Origin of the sequence: Corynebacterium amycolatum, from assembly GCF_016889425.1 — a bacterium.
GTDB classification, from domain to species: domain Bacteria; phylum Actinomycetota; class Actinomycetes; order Mycobacteriales; family Mycobacteriaceae; genus Corynebacterium; species Corynebacterium amycolatum.
The window spans coordinates 853,991-867,043 of sequence record NZ_CP069513.1; the positions used below are offsets into that span (position 1 = coordinate 853,991).

General features: G+C 57.9%; 11 protein-coding genes, 1 tRNA gene and 1 pseudogene. 7 read left to right on the forward strand and 6 right to left on the reverse strand.

Translation table 11 applies throughout. The annotated features are described in order from the left end of the window. Positions 1–14: 14 nt before the first annotated feature. Both I6J19_RS03735 and I6J19_RS03740 read right to left on the reverse strand, forming a co-directional pair. Positions 15–209: a DUF2613 domain-containing protein gene (locus I6J19_RS03735; RefSeq protein ID WP_005510537.1), complete on the reverse strand. Its 195-nt coding sequence runs from the start codon at positions 207–209 to the stop codon at positions 15–17. A gap of 196 nt (positions 210–405) precedes the next feature. Continuing rightward, positions 406–885, reverse strand: a complete 480-nt coding sequence (locus I6J19_RS03740) for a universal stress protein (protein WP_005510532.1) — start codon at positions 883–885, stop codon at positions 406–408. A gap of 185 nt (positions 886–1,070) precedes the next feature. On the opposite strand from I6J19_RS03740, the gene I6J19_RS03745 reads away from it, so the two are divergent. From I6J19_RS03745 to I6J19_RS03755, 3 genes are read left to right on the forward strand one after another with little or no spacing between them, the layout of a single operon-like run. Beyond that, on the forward strand, positions 1,071–2,402 hold the full coding sequence (locus I6J19_RS03745; RefSeq protein WP_049181775.1) for an MFS transporter: 1,332 nt from the start codon (positions 1,071–1,073) through the stop codon (positions 2,400–2,402). 56 nt (positions 2,403–2,458) lie between these two features. Next, positions 2,459–3,628: a sensor histidine kinase gene (locus I6J19_RS03750; protein WP_038626830.1), complete on the forward strand. Its 1,170-nt coding sequence runs from the start codon at positions 2,459–2,461 to the stop codon at positions 3,626–3,628. Then, a complete protein-coding gene (locus I6J19_RS03755; RefSeq protein ID WP_038626828.1) occupies positions 3,625–4,266 on the forward strand; it encodes a response regulator transcription factor in 642 nt (213 codons plus the stop codon). Before I6J19_RS03750 ends, I6J19_RS03755 begins: the two co-directional genes overlap by 4 nt. Positions 4,267–4,475: 209 nt before the next feature. Here the strand turns inward: I6J19_RS03755 and I6J19_RS03760 are convergent. Further along, positions 4,476–4,546: transfer RNA gene (locus tag I6J19_RS03760), tRNA-Gly, on the reverse strand. Positions 4,547–4,753: 207 nt separating this feature from the next. On the opposite strand from I6J19_RS03760, the gene dcd reads away from it, so the two are divergent. Beyond that, a complete protein-coding gene (gene dcd, locus I6J19_RS03765; protein WP_038626826.1) occupies positions 4,754–5,335 on the forward strand; it encodes a dCTP deaminase in 582 nt (193 codons plus the stop codon). A 201-nt stretch (positions 5,336–5,536) separates the two neighbouring features. Then, positions 5,537–6,919 carry a UDP-glucose dehydrogenase family protein gene (locus I6J19_RS03770; protein ID WP_038626824.1) on the forward strand — a complete coding sequence of 461 codons (1,383 nt, stop codon included), beginning with the start codon at positions 5,537–5,539 and terminating at the stop codon, positions 6,917–6,919. Here I6J19_RS03770 and I6J19_RS03775 read toward each other — a convergent pair. The 3 genes from I6J19_RS03775 to I6J19_RS03785 all read right to left on the reverse strand — a co-directional run bounded on the left by I6J19_RS03775 (position 6,916) and on the right by I6J19_RS03785 (position 11,019). Further along, positions 6,916–8,364 (reverse strand): YibE/F family protein, encoded by a 1,449-nt coding sequence (locus tag I6J19_RS03775; RefSeq protein WP_038626822.1) that lies wholly within the window; start codon positions 8,362–8,364, stop codon positions 6,916–6,918. The genes I6J19_RS03770 and I6J19_RS03775 overlap by 4 nt on opposite strands. Positions 8,365–8,964: 600 nt before the next feature. Then, on the reverse strand, positions 8,965–10,335 hold the full coding sequence (locus I6J19_RS03780) for a pyridoxal phosphate-dependent aminotransferase (protein ID WP_275452450.1): 1,371 nt from the start codon (positions 10,333–10,335) through the stop codon (positions 8,965–8,967). Positions 10,336–10,482: 147 nt separating this feature from the next. Next, a complete protein-coding gene (locus I6J19_RS03785) occupies positions 10,483–11,019 on the reverse strand; it encodes a YceI family protein (protein ID WP_038626820.1) in 537 nt (178 codons plus the stop codon). Positions 11,020–11,157: 138 nt separating this feature from the next. Here I6J19_RS03785 and I6J19_RS03790 point away from each other — a divergent pair, with 138 nt between their 5' ends. Continuing rightward, complete coding sequence (locus I6J19_RS03790; RefSeq protein WP_038626818.1) at positions 11,158–12,282, forward strand: CE1758 family FMN-dependent luciferase-like monooxygenase; 1,125 nt, start codon at positions 11,158–11,160, stop codon at positions 12,280–12,282. Then, positions 12,279–13,033, forward strand: a pseudogene (locus I6J19_RS03795) (CE1759 family FMN reductase). Before I6J19_RS03790 ends, I6J19_RS03795 begins: the two are co-directional and overlap by 4 nt. The last annotated feature ends 20 nt before the right edge of the window (positions 13,034–13,053 follow it).

Genomic DNA, 13,053 nt, shown 5'->3' on the forward strand with positions numbered 1-13,053 from the left:
TTAGCGTTAAAAACTCAACGCTGACCGTACTCGACACCGCCAAGCAGAGCGTCATCGGTGGAAACAGCCTGTGCTTCCGGAATTCGGTCTTCGGTCAGAGCCTGGCCGATGCCGAAGATAGCGGCACCACCGAGAAGGGCGCCAATGAGCGCCGAGGCCAGGGCAGGGCCAACGCTACGACGCTGCTCGGAATCAGTTTCGTATGCCATGTTGAGGACTCCTCGTGTGCATTAAGTCAATACTGTTTATAAAACTACACTCTGTGACTTCTGTAAACCAGTGGAACAGCTGGGATTCTCTCCCCGCCTTGAATTTTGAGCGGTTTCAGCGGTCATTGAGTTTTCTTAGTTGAGAGATTAACCCATTTTCTATCAGCTAAGTAAGTTTTTAAAAATTTTCTGGAAATTATTCCTTTTCCCCCGGAACGACGAGGACCGGGCGGCCAGCATTCTTCAGCAACGCGTCAGAGGTCGAGGCGGTGAACAGACCACGCAAACCAGTAACACCGCGAGTGCCGGAGATAATCACGCCCGCATCGAGGTCGTGAGCTGCATCGACGATGGCCGACCAGATAGTAGTTTCAGTCTCTACCAAGTAGGGCTCCGCGACGAAGCCAGCCTCAGCGGCAATCTGTACACCCTCACGGCAAATACGGACGGCCTCGTCGTGAGCCGGATCGCCGTCTTCAGTCGTGGCATCCCAGTCGGGCTGCATCATGCCAGAGGCGCCAGCAGTGCGAGCTGCAGCGCGCTGCAGGGGTTCCCAGGCAGTCAGAATGTAGGCCTTCTTAACGCGCAGCAGTTTTCCGGCATAGGCCAGCGCCCGCTTGGCTTCGTCGGAGCCGTCGTAGGCAATGAGCATGGAATCAGAAATCGGTTCAACCATTTTTGAGTTCAATCCTTACGTCAGAGATAGCCGAAAGACTGTCAATAGATAAAGAAAAAGAGATGTCCTTGTAGTCCAGGATAGGACAACAGCGACATTCAGTACGCTAGTTTTTAAGCTTCCTCGAACGAGCCGGCTTGGGTCGGCGAGAGAGTCATTAGCAGGAAGCGGTAACGTCCATTGTTATGGCGATAGAAGAAAAACCAGGGCAACAACAGCCAAAGGCCGCTGGGTCCTCGAAGAATGCCATCGCGCTCAGCGTTCCCGTTCTCGTTATCGCCGTAATCGTCGCGGCGCTGAATTTGCGCCCGAGTATTGCGTCAATCGGTCCGGTGATTGATCAGCTCCTATCCGACCTTGGCGCTTCCTCCGCCTTTGGTGGTTTGATTACAGCGATTCCGGGGCTCGCATTTTTCGCGATTGGGTTGTCCGCGGTTTCCGTCGGCAAGCGAATGGGCTTAAGCGGTGCACTCACACTGTCTGCGACGTTGCTATTCGTCGGCCTTGCGGTGCGCCCGTGGGTGAGCAGCATCTGGCTATTCCTTCTGTTTACGGCGTTGTCGGTTGCGGGTATTGCGCTGGGAAATGTACTGCTACCTGCGTGGATCAAGGTGCATGGCGGCCGTCATGCCGTCGTGCTGATGATGTTGTACTCCAGCATGCTCGCCCTCGGGGGCGGACTGGGGCCGGCGACGGCGTTTTTGATTAGCGATTCACCCGAAGCGTCCACAGGCGGCGTCGATATGTGGCGCTGGGCGATTGCCGTATGGGCGATAACCGCCTTTGTTCAGCTCGTTGTGTGGTTGCCGCTGCGTGCGCGCATCGGATTCGACTATCCGAAGGCCTCGGTCAGCTCCTCGGTAAACACGCCAATCTGGAAGTCGCCGACGGCCATTGCGCTGGCAGTTTTCTTCGGCGTGCAGTCGATGAACGCCTACGTGCTCATGGGCTGGATGCCGAAAATGCTTATCGACGCAGGCATCAGCGTCAGCGTAGCTACCGCGGCATCCATGATTGTTCAAGGGCTGGGCATCATCGGCGGGCTGCTGATGCCACCGCTGATTGCACGGCTCCGCACCATGTCCTACGTAGCCTTTGGTCTCGGCTGCCTTTTCTTCCTCGGGTATGCGTTGATGATTCTGATCGACCAGTGGGGAGCGGCGGAAACTGGTGTTGGATACGCGATTGGGGCTGCGTTCCTGCTGGGCGTGGGTGGTTTTTGTTTCCCCATGGCTATCGCGCTGATTCCGGGCCGCACGCGCAGCCATGAGCTGACCGCGCGGCTGTCCGGCTTCGTGCAGCCAATCGGCTACATTTTCTCCGCAGTCGGGCCATTCCTGGTGGGTGTGGCCGCTGGAACGACGGAAACGTGGACACCTATTCTGGTCGTGCTGCTTGGTACTACGGTCGTGCTTGCAGTGCTTGGGCTGGCTGTCGGTCGGCCAACGTACATTGATGACGAACTGGCCGACCGAGGTATCGGTGAAAAGAAGCCGGGACGTATTCAGCTCGACTGAATTTAGGGGAGTTAGCTCCACTGTATTTGAACCCGGGCCAACTTAGCTTTGAACCTATGACAAAGAAAAAGAATTTAATCGCGCTGGCCTGGAGTTTTATTCTCGGCCTGCTGTTCATTCCGGGTTTGATTGCCTCTGTTGTGCTTCTGCCGTGGATTCCGCTCATCGGCCGAGGTGCCGACTGGCTCTCTCGCTGGGTGGCATCGTGGTCCGGCACCCCGATTGCCAACCGCGTGACCAATCGTTGGTTCGACATCCGCAACTTCGTCAACCTGCTCGTCCAACTGGTCATTGGGTTCGTCACCTTTACAGCGTGGGTCGGCGGTGGTTTTACTGTCGGAGTGCTCTTCGCTGCACCTTTCCTGGTTGATGAAGTGCAGTTTTTCAGCTGGACTCTGACGGACCCAACACAGAAAATCTCTGTTGCCTGGGTTTTCGCAATCCTCTTTTTGGTGCTGACCATCGCCATCAACCTCGGTGCCGGCCTGCTGTCCATTTGGCTCTCCCGCGTCATCCTCGCACCATCCAGCGAAGAAGTTACCCAATCCCGCGACGTGCTCATTGACTCCTTCTCAGGCGAGCGCCATCGCATTGAGCGCGAGCTTCACGACGGTCCGCAGCAACACCTGACCGCCTTGAAACTCAACATTGCCGCTGCTCGCATGGGTAAGACTGAAGAAGATGTAGCCGAGGCGCTCTCCGCCGCCGACCGTAATGCAACGCAGGCTCTTGCACAGCTGCGCTCCGTGGTGCTTGGCATTGCCCCGCCGGTACTGTTTGAAAACGGACTGGTCGCTGCCGTGAGGGAGCTGGCAGCGCACTCCGGAATGCAGGTATCCGTTGGTGAAAATGGTGTTTCCGACTTCGGCCCGATTGACGAAACCACAGCGTTACTCGCTTACCACAGCGCAGCGGAGGGGCTGACCAACGCCACCAAGCATGGCCATGCCAATCGAGCTGATATCACTCTCGCGGTTCAGACTCCGAAGAGGGCGCTCGTGTCTCATCCGGGTACGCTTACGGTCACTGTGCGCGACAACGGTGAAGGTCTGATGGAACCATCGGGGGCGGACGCTGTAGACGTCGTAAAACATGGCACGGGAACCGGCATTGCGGGCCTGCGCGAACGGGCGGCAGCGCTCGGCGGAACCGTGACGCTCACCAACGCCGACGGTGGTGCTGAATTGCGGCTGGAACTGCCTGTTCGCCAAGGAAGGACGCGATGAAAGTACTGCTGGCCGAGGACTCCGTACTCCTGCGCGAGGGGCTGACCGGCCTGCTGCGGGCGCTGGGATACGAGGTTGTCGCCGTCGGTGATGCGGATCAGCTGCTCGACACTGCCGAAGGGCAGACGTTCGATGTCATCGTCAGCGATGTCCGGATGCCACCGAACATGCGTGACGACGGATTGCTCGCTGTCACCAAACTTCGCCAGAGCAACCCTGACCAGCCGGTTGTCGTGCTCAGCCAATACGTGGCGGCCAGTTACTTAGATCGCCTGCTGCAGCATGGTGGCTTTGGGTACTTGTTGAAAGAACGCGTCTCTGATGTCGAGCACTTCGTTGCGGCGCTGGAAGAGGTACGCGGTGGCGGTACCGTGGTCGACCCTGAAGTGGTTGCGACGCTACTGGCCGCAAAGCAGGACGGCATCGCCGCGCTGACTCCACGTGAGCGCGAAGTGCTCGACCTAATGGCGCAGGGGCTCAGTAATAAGGAAATAGAAAAACGCCTGGTACTAACCGCAGGCGCTGTGAGTAAGCATGTGGCGAATGTGTTCTTGAAGCTCGGCTTTCAGCCGGAAGATAACAACCGTCGTGTCAAAGCAGTGCTGCGGTGGCTGAGATATACCGCGCCATCGAGTTAGGCTTTGCCGTTGTCTATGGTTTAAACCGCGCCCTACGCAAAAGCCTCGCGCCGACTCCTGCGAAACTGGAGTCGATGCGGGGCTTATGGCTAATTGGTGTTACTCGGATGTGCTACTCGGAGTAGTTTTGGCTGTTTTGGTGCCGCGGGGGTAGCTGAAAAGTAGCGGAAACAACAATGAGGCTCAGCTTGACGCTGAGCCTCTTAGAGAGCCGATGACGGGAATCGAACCCGCGCCGCCTGCTTGGGAAGCAGGAGTTCTACCATTGAACTACATCGGCACACAGTAGGCGGAATGATTAAAAGCACGCCACGGGATTGGCACAGTAGGTGTGGCATGCAGGAAATCAGTCGCCCTCTGTAACTTCAATGTAGCACTCTCGATTCGCGTCGAAAAAATTGGTTGGCAGCAGCTCCGCTGAATTTATCGCGGGCATATCCTGCAACCCGCACACGCTGTGCATTACAGAGCGGTTAAGCTGGTCTATGTGTTGCTCTCAGATCGTGATATTCGTGCCGCTATCGATGCCGAAGGCTCCGGCCATCTCGGCATTGATCCTTTTGACCCGAAGATGATTCAGCCTTCGTCCATCGACGTGCGTCTGGACAAGTTCTTCCGAGTTTTTAACAACTCGCAGTACACGCACATCGATCCGAAGTTGCCGCAGGAAGAACTGACGTCCCCGCACGAGGTTCCAGAAGGGCAGCCCTTCATTCTTCACCCGGGCGAGTTCGTCCTGGCATCGACCCTGGAGTACTTCACTATTCCTCCGAACTTGGCAGGCCGCCTGGAAGGTAAGTCTTCGTTGGGGCGTCTGGGCCTGGCAACGCACTCGACCGCCGGCTTTATTGACCCAGGGTTTTCAGGTCACATCACGCTGGAGCTATCCAATGTGGCGAACTTGCCTATCGCACTGTGGCCAAATATGAAGGTCGGCCAGCTGGCACTGTTCAAGATGTCCTCGCCGGCAGAGGTACCTTACGGTTCCGGCAAGCTCGGTTCGAAGTATCAGGGGCAGCGCGGCCCGACGCCGTCGCGTGCGTACCTGAACTTCCGTGATGAGGAATAAGGCACCTGAAACTCGGGATATGAACTCGGAATATAAATGAATTGCGAATAGCCCCGAGTGAATTCTCGGTGAAGAAATGGAAACAATTTTTCAATAAAGAGTTTCCGCAGGTGAAAAGCCTAAATATGGCCCTTTAGTTCACACCATTTAAGGGTTAAATCGGCTTGAGGGCCTTTTATCTTTCGATAAATAATAGCCCTTATGCGTATTACGGTTATTGGTACGGGTTACCTTGGCGCCACTCATGCCGCGGCGATGGCGGAGTTAGGCCACGAGGTTCTCGGCGTAGATGTTGATCCTGCCAAGATTGAGGCATTGTCCGCAGGCCAAGTTCCTTTCTTTGAGCCCGGCTTGCCCGAACTGCTAAAGAAGCACGTTGAGTCGGGGCGACTACGTTTCACCACTAACTACGACGAGGCTGTTGAATTTGCGAACGTCCACTTCGTAGGTGTCGGAACTCCGCAGGTCAAGGGCTCGTACGCAGCCGATGTTCGCTATGTGGACGCAGCTATTACCGAATTGGCCAAGCGCGTCGTCGGCAAGCATTTAGTGTTTGGTAAGTCCACTGTGCCCGTCGGTACCGCACCGCGCTTGCAGGAGCTGGCTGCGGAGATGATTAGTGAGCGCGCCGCATCCGGCGATGATGAGTTGAAGAACACCAGTCTCGAGATTGCCTGGAACCCGGAGTTCCTGCGCGAGGGCTTCGCGGTAAAGGACACTCTCGAGCCGGACCGTGTGGTGCTGGGCACCCAGAAGCCGGGGATGATCCTCAATGGTGCAGGTCAGGAAGTCGAATCGATCGCTGAGGGAAGCCTGCGCGAGTGCTTCGGCCCTATCTTTGAGCGTGAGACGCCGTTTATCGTCGCGGACACCGCCACCGCAGAGCTGGTAAAGGTGTCGGCGAACGCATTCCTCGCCACCAAGATTTCCTTCATCAACGCGGTCTCTGAAATCTGTGAGGTCACAGGTGCAGATATCACTACGCTTGCCGACGCCATCGGTATGGACGCCCGAATTGGCCGCCGCTTCCTCAATGCGGGGCTGGGCTTCGGCGGCGGTTGCCTGCCGAAGGATATCCGCGCATTCATGGCCCGCGCTGGTGAGCTGGGCGTTGACCAGGCGCTGACTTTCCTGCGCGAGGTCGATGCAATCAACATGCGTCGCCGTGAAAAGACCGTTGACCTGGTACGCGGCAGCTTCGGTGGCTCGTTGCTCGGTCACACCGTGACTGTGCTGGGTGCGGCGTTCAAACCGAACTCTGACGATGTGCGTGACTCCCCGGCGCTGTCGATTGCCGGTTCGCTGTCGTTGGCAGGCGCTTCGGTGAGCGTTTACGACCCACAGGCCATGGAGAACGCCAAGAAGAATTTCCCGACCTTGGAGTACGCACCGAGCATCGAAGCAGCTCTGGAAGGCTCGGAGATGGTTGTCGTCGCCACCGAGTGGCAGCAGTTCCGCGACATCGACCCGGTGGCTGCGAAGAAACTGGTCAAGCGTGCAGCGGTGCTTGACGGCCGCAACTGCCTGCCAACCGATCAGTGGCGTGCCGCAGGCTGGGATGTCACCTGCCTCGGCCGCGGCTAAATGCTAGCTGCTCTCGAGCGCTTCGGAAACTTCATACCCTCCGGAGCCACGGTATAGGCGGCGATGAGGGTGGTAATCGGCACCGCGAGTACCAAAGCGACCGCACCGATGGTGGAACGCAGCAGTTCTGTGGCCACTACATCGGAGGTCAACGACTGCATCAGCGGCCGGTCGGAGACGCTTAACAAAATCGATAGCGGCAGTGCGGTGCCGAGGTACGCCAGTACCAGTGTGTAGACCATCGACGCGATGTGGTCGCGACCGACGCGCATTGCCGAGCGGAAGACCTCCATAGGCCGCGACCGCGGAGCTGCTTCGTAGAGCTCCTGGACGGTAGAGGCCTGGGCGATGGTGACGTCGTTAAGCACCCCCAACGCGCCGATGATGAATCCCGCCAGAAGCAGACCTGTGACGGAGACGTCAGGCAGGTAAAGCTGAATAAGTAGGTTGTCCTCGTTGCCGAGACCACGTAGCTGCGACGTGGAGATTGCGAGGTTGGCCAGGCCCGCCGCCAGCACCATCGTGGTGAGTGTTCCCGCCAGTGCGGAAGCTGACTTCCAGTTGATGCCATGAACGAGGAAGAGCACTGGGAAGAGAATCGCCGCGCCCGCCGTGATGGCTAAGGCCACAGGATCGCCGCCGCGTAGCAGTGCCGGAACCAGAAATCCCATCACTGCGGCCAGCGTGATGCCAAGACCAATGAGGCTCAAGACCCCGCGAGTCATGCCGACGAGGATGATGAGAAGTACTGCCGCGCCGAGCCACAACCAGATCGTCGTGGTGCGATCCATGTCCAGGAAGGTGTAGGTGTTCCCGATGCTAGCGGTGTCGACAACCTGATGAGGTGCGACGTCGACGACGTTAGTGTCGGCGGCAGGAGCCGCGGGGACAGGCGGTGCGGGTGGAGCAGGAGTAGCAGGAGCTTCTGCCCCGGATTCAGGTGCTGGTTCCTGCTCCGGAGCCGGTGCCGGTGCCGGAGCCTCAGCATCAGGAGCAGACTCCCCCTCTGCGCCCTCAGGGGCAGGCGCGGGAACAACGCCAGGAGCTGGTGTCATCAACCCCGGATTCGGCACGGCACCATTGTCGACAGCTCCGGTACCGGCAGCGTTTGGACGGTGAATTGCCAGGACGACCTTGTCGCCCTCCGCCAGCTCCATCTCACCGGGCAGACCGGATGCCTCCAGAAGAGTCTTCTTGCCCTCGTCTGGGCCCGAGGTCAGTTCAATGACCGAGAGCTGGCACTTCGGCGCCGCGGGGTCGTTGAGCGAAGCTGTCAGCCCTGGCCGCGGCTGGTCGTCGAAGACACGTCCGTTGTCAGGCGAATTGCACGCGCCGACGCTGTGCTTTACGACGGTTCCCTTGACCGTCTCCGCAGCTGATGTCTGTGACTGCAGGAATCCCGGCCCCGGACTCGGAGCTTCACCCGATGGCCAGAGTCCAATCACAGCGAGGAAAGTGGCAATGCCAGCAACTGTAAGAACTGTGGCCAGTAAGCGACGTGCTCTTGTGGGGTTGTGCCGCGGTTTTGTCGGTTTTGGTTTGGCTTGTGCAGGTTCGGTTTGCCGCGCCGGTGCTGGTTTTGAATGTGCGGCAGGTTCTGCATGTCGTGCTGGGGCAGCCGAGGTTTCAGAGTTGGGTTGATTCGCGGCGTTGACAGCCCGGCACCGGCCGGTAGGGGAGCCGCTGTTCGAGTTCTTCAGTACGTCGAGATGCGCACCTATGTCGGAACCCGGAGCAACGCGAAAAGGTTGCTGATTACTAGAGTTCATTGAATCTTTTGAATGCCTGCCCACCCTTAATAACCTAATCGCTGTACCAGCTCCGGAAGGCGTACCGCCATTCCGGCGCGCCGAGCCCTGGTCATCAACACTGTGCCCACTTTTCGAAGCAATACTCACTTATCGATGCGCTCCAGCGTGTCTATAAGTGAATAGCGCATCGATATGTGAAAGGGGTAGAACCCGCAGCAACGCGAAAAGCCTGCTGATTCCCGGAATCCACTGAACCTTTTGAGCACCTGCCCACCGTTAACAGCCTAATCCCTGTTACTGCTTGTAGCTGACCAGGAAGTTGCCCAGGCGCTCGATGGCTTCCTTCAGGTCGCGCGCCCACGGCAGGGTGACAATTCGGAAGTGATCCGGCGTCGGGTAGTTGAAGCCAGAGCCGCCGACCATCAGAATCTTCTCTTCACGCAAAATGTCGAGCATCAGCTTTTCGTCATCGTGAATTTCGTAGACGTTCGGATCCAGCTTCGGGAATGCGTACATTGCTCCCATCGGCTTCACGCAGCTCACGCCCGGAATTGAGGTCAGCCCCTCGTAGGCGACATTGCGCTGCTCCAGGAGGCGACCGCCTGGCAAGATTAGGTCCTCGATGGACTGGTAACCGCCAAGTGCCACCTGAATGCCGTGTTGAGCAGGGACATTCGGGCACAGACGGGTGCTGGCCAGCAGGTTGATACCCTCGATAAAGCCCTCTGCGTGGCGCTTCGGGCCAGTCAGCACCATCCAGCCCGCGCGGTAGCCGGCCACGCGGTAGGTCTTGGACAGGCCGTTGAAGGTGATACAGAGCAAATCCGGGGCCAAGGAGGCAGTGGAAATGTGCTCTGCATCGTCGTAGAGGATGCGGTCGTAGATTTCGTCGGAAAGCAGCAGGAGTGAGTGCTCACGAGCGATATCGACGATGGCTTCGAGTGTCTGGCGTGTGTAGACCGCGCCGGTCGGATTGTTCGGGTTGATGATGACAATCGCCTTCGTGCGATCCGTCACCTTCGAGCGAATGTCTTCGACATCCGGAGCCCAGTTATTCTCCTCATCACATGTGTAGTGGACGGCCTTACCGCCGGCGAGGGTGGTTGCTGCCGTCCAGAGCGGGTAATCCGGAGCTGGAATGAGGACCTCATCGCCCTCGTTGAGCAGCGCCTGTGTGGTGATGGAAATCAGCTCGGAGACGCCGTTGCCCAGCCAGACGTCGTTGACGTCGAAACGGGGGAAATCCGGGTCCATCTCATAGCGCGTGACGACGGCACGGCGTGCGGAGTAAATACCCTTGGACTCGGAGTAGCCCTGTGCGTGGGGGAGGGCCCGGACCATGTCCTGCACGATGGTGTCAGGTGCATCAAAGCCGAACTTTGCCGGATTGCCGGTGTTGAGCATCATGATGCGGTGGCCGTCGGCTTCCATCTGCTCGGCGAGAGTAGTCACCGGACCGCGAATGTCATAGAGGACGTTCTGCAGCTTGGAGGATTGATCCAGTGTCTTCAGCGGAGTGCGGCGAGGTGCCCTGATGTTTCCACGACGGGCGGCAACGCGGGCGGCACGGGACTGCTCGGCCTGAGTGGCCTGTGCAGTCTGAGCGTCCTGCGTTGTCTCGTTGGTGGTTTCGGTGCCCTGGGAAGTGTCTTTGCTGGAACTCACCTGTCTAAGCATGCCACTTTTTTGCTCCCGCACCATGCTTTTCTCATAGTGGGGGCAGATTAATTGCACATTGATTGCGCAAAAGCGTCCTGCATGAGGATGCAGGACGCTTTTCTGGGGTTCTGGCTGCTGGGTTCCGGCTGCTAGTTACTGCTTGACTGCGGAGCCGTCGATCTGCAGGGAAATCTCATTGCCAAGGAGCAGGCCGCCAGTCTTAATAGGAGCGTTGTAATCGATGCCGAAATCGGTGCGGTCAATCTTGGTGGCTGCCTCGAAACCAACGCGAGTCTGCCCCCATGGGTCTTCAGCGGAGCCGAAAATGTCGACATCCAGGGTGACCGGCTTGGTAATGCCGTTGATGGTCAGGTCGCCGGTAACGGTGGCCTTTTCTTCGCTCTGGAGCTCGATAGCGGTGGAAACGAACTCGAAGGTCGGGTTTTCGTCGGTGCCGAAGAAGTCCTTCGAGCGCAGGTGGTTGTCGCGCTCTTCATTGTTGGTGTTGATGGAGTTCGCCTGAATGGTCGCCTTTGCCGTGGAATTCTCCGGCTTGTCGACATCAAAATTAATAACGGACTCAAACTCAGTGAACTGACCGTGGACCTTAGTGATCATAGCGTGACGAACGGTGAATCCAACGGTGGAGTGCTGTGCATCAAGAACGTAGTTACCAGACTGAAGAGCCATAGTGAATCTCCTAAAAGTTAAAAGTATCTCGAATGTTTCGAAGTATTTTTGTCCGCCGGAACCAACCCCCGGTGTTGACGTGTCAACTATAGGTCAGTGAGAGATGACGTGTCAACAAAAAGATCTTAATATGGAGCCATGCAATTCGGAATTTTTACAATTGGCGACGTCACAAAAGATCCCACGACCGGACAAATCCCTACTGAACATGAGCGAATTAAGGCAACTGTCGCGCTAGCGAAGAAGGCTGAAGAGGTTGGCCTCGATGTATTTGCTACCGGCCAGCACCACAATCCACCGTTTGTGGCCCCGGCGAACCCGCCGATTCTGCTAGCAAACCTCGCAGCGCAGACCGAAAATCTGATTCTGTCGACCTCGACAACGCTGATTACCACCACCGACCCCGTGCGCATCGCTGAGGATTACGCCTACCTCCAGCACCTTTCCGAAGGCCGCATGGATCTCATGATGGGCCGCGGCAACACCGGGCCGGTTTATCCGTGGTTTGGCAAGGATATCCGCAAGGGGATTCCGCTGGCCATTGAGAATTACCACCTATTGCGCACCCTTTGGCGTGAGGAAAATGTGGATTGGCAAGGTCAATTCCGCACGCCGCTGCAGTCCTTTACGTCCACTCCGCGTCCGCTCGACGGGGTAGCGCCTTTCGTGTGGCATGGCTCAATCCGGTCCACCGAGATTGCTGAGCAGGCCGCCTTCTATGGGGACGGTTTCTTCCATAACCACATTTTCTGGAATATCGAGCACACCACAGCCATGGTCAATCTCTACCGCCAGCGCTTTGAGCACTACGGTCATGGTGCTGCTGATCAGGCAATTGTCGGACTTGGTGGGCAGGTCTTCGCCGCTGAGACGGAAAAGAAAGCCAAGGAAATTTTCCGCCCCTACTTCGACAATGCCCCGGTCTATGGACATGGGCCATCGTTGGAAGAATTCGAGAACATCACTCCACTGACCGTCGGCACGCCTGAGCAAATCATCGAACGTTACCTGGGCTATGCAGATGCCGTTGGTGACTACCAGCGCCAGCTTTTCCTCATCGATCACGCCGGCCTGCCGCTGGAGATCGCGTTGGAGCAGGTTGAGATCCTGGGAACCGAAATCGTTCCGGTCCTGCGTGAAGAGTTCGAGCGCCGCCGTCCGGCACACGTGCCCTTCGACCCGCCGACGCACGCCTCGCTCGTCGCCGAAGGCGCAGATTCCCCGCACCTGCTGGTCCGCCCGGCGGAAAGGAATCAGCAGTGAAAAACCTCGTCGTCGTAAGCGCTGGCGTTTCCGACCCATCGACCACGCGCATCCTCGCCAATCGCATCGCGGAAGCTGTTGACGTGCAGGTCTCCAAGCGCGGCGAAGGCCTCGAGATCGAGTACGTCGAGCTGCGCGAACTCGCTGTCAGCCTCGGCACGGCGATGTCCACAGGGCTTTACGACGAAAAATTGCGCGCCGCCCTCGATACTGTCAGCGGTGCTGATGGATTGATTGCCGCGACCCCGGTGTTCGCAGCGTCCTACTCGGGGCTGTTCAAGATGTTTTTCGACGCCCTGGATAAGGATGCGCTGACCTCCATGCCGGTCATTATTGCTGCGCGGCTGGCACAGCGCGGCATTCATTGGTGCTGGAGTATGCGATGCGTCCGCTGTTTAGCTACCGTCGCGGCACCGTTATGCCGACTGCTGTATTTGCAGCCACTGAGGACTTTGGCGCTGGCGATGGTGCCGGCGGAGTATCCGGCGCGGAGATGAGCAATCGCGTCGTGCGTGCAGCTCGTGAGCTTGCCGAGTACCTTGTCGGTGTTCGCTCGGCCGTAGTCGGTTTTGGTCCAGATTTTGGGAACGAAGCTGAAGAAAAGGGTGCAGCACATTCAGCAGACGGGGTCAGTGAGGGCAATCAAGGTGTTGGTGCGCCGAACCATCGGCGCAGTACGAACACGCAGGTGGATGCTAACGTCACGGATTTTGCCACACTGCTAGAGGGGCTCGACGGCACCGCGAAGTAGCCGCGCTCTCGCGTGAAGGG

What these genes read in the sequence shown, in the direction of transcription:
- I6J19_RS03735 (WP_005510537.1), bottom strand. Translation starts at nt 209, where the DNA reads ATGGCATACGAAACTGATTCCGAGCAGCGTCGTAGCGTTGGCCCTGCC.
- I6J19_RS03740 (WP_005510532.1), bottom strand. Translation starts at nt 885, where the DNA reads ATGGTTGAACCGATTTCTGATTCCATGCTCATTGCCTACGACGGCTCC.
- I6J19_RS03745 (WP_049181775.1), top strand. Translation starts at nt 1,071, where the DNA reads ATGGCGATAGAAGAAAAACCAGGGCAACAACAGCCAAAGGCCGCTGGG.
- I6J19_RS03750 (WP_038626830.1), top strand. Translation starts at nt 2,459, where the DNA reads ATGACAAAGAAAAAGAATTTAATCGCGCTGGCCTGGAGTTTTATTCTC.
- I6J19_RS03755 (WP_038626828.1), top strand. Translation starts at nt 3,625, where the DNA reads ATGAAAGTACTGCTGGCCGAGGACTCCGTACTCCTGCGCGAGGGGCTG.
- I6J19_RS03770 (WP_038626824.1), top strand. Translation starts at nt 5,537, where the DNA reads ATGCGTATTACGGTTATTGGTACGGGTTACCTTGGCGCCACTCATGCC.
- I6J19_RS03785 (WP_038626820.1), bottom strand. Translation starts at nt 11,019, where the DNA reads ATGGCTCTTCAGTCTGGTAACTACGTTCTTGATGCACAGCACTCCACC.
- I6J19_RS03790 (WP_038626818.1), top strand. Translation starts at nt 11,158, where the DNA reads ATGCAATTCGGAATTTTTACAATTGGCGACGTCACAAAAGATCCCACG.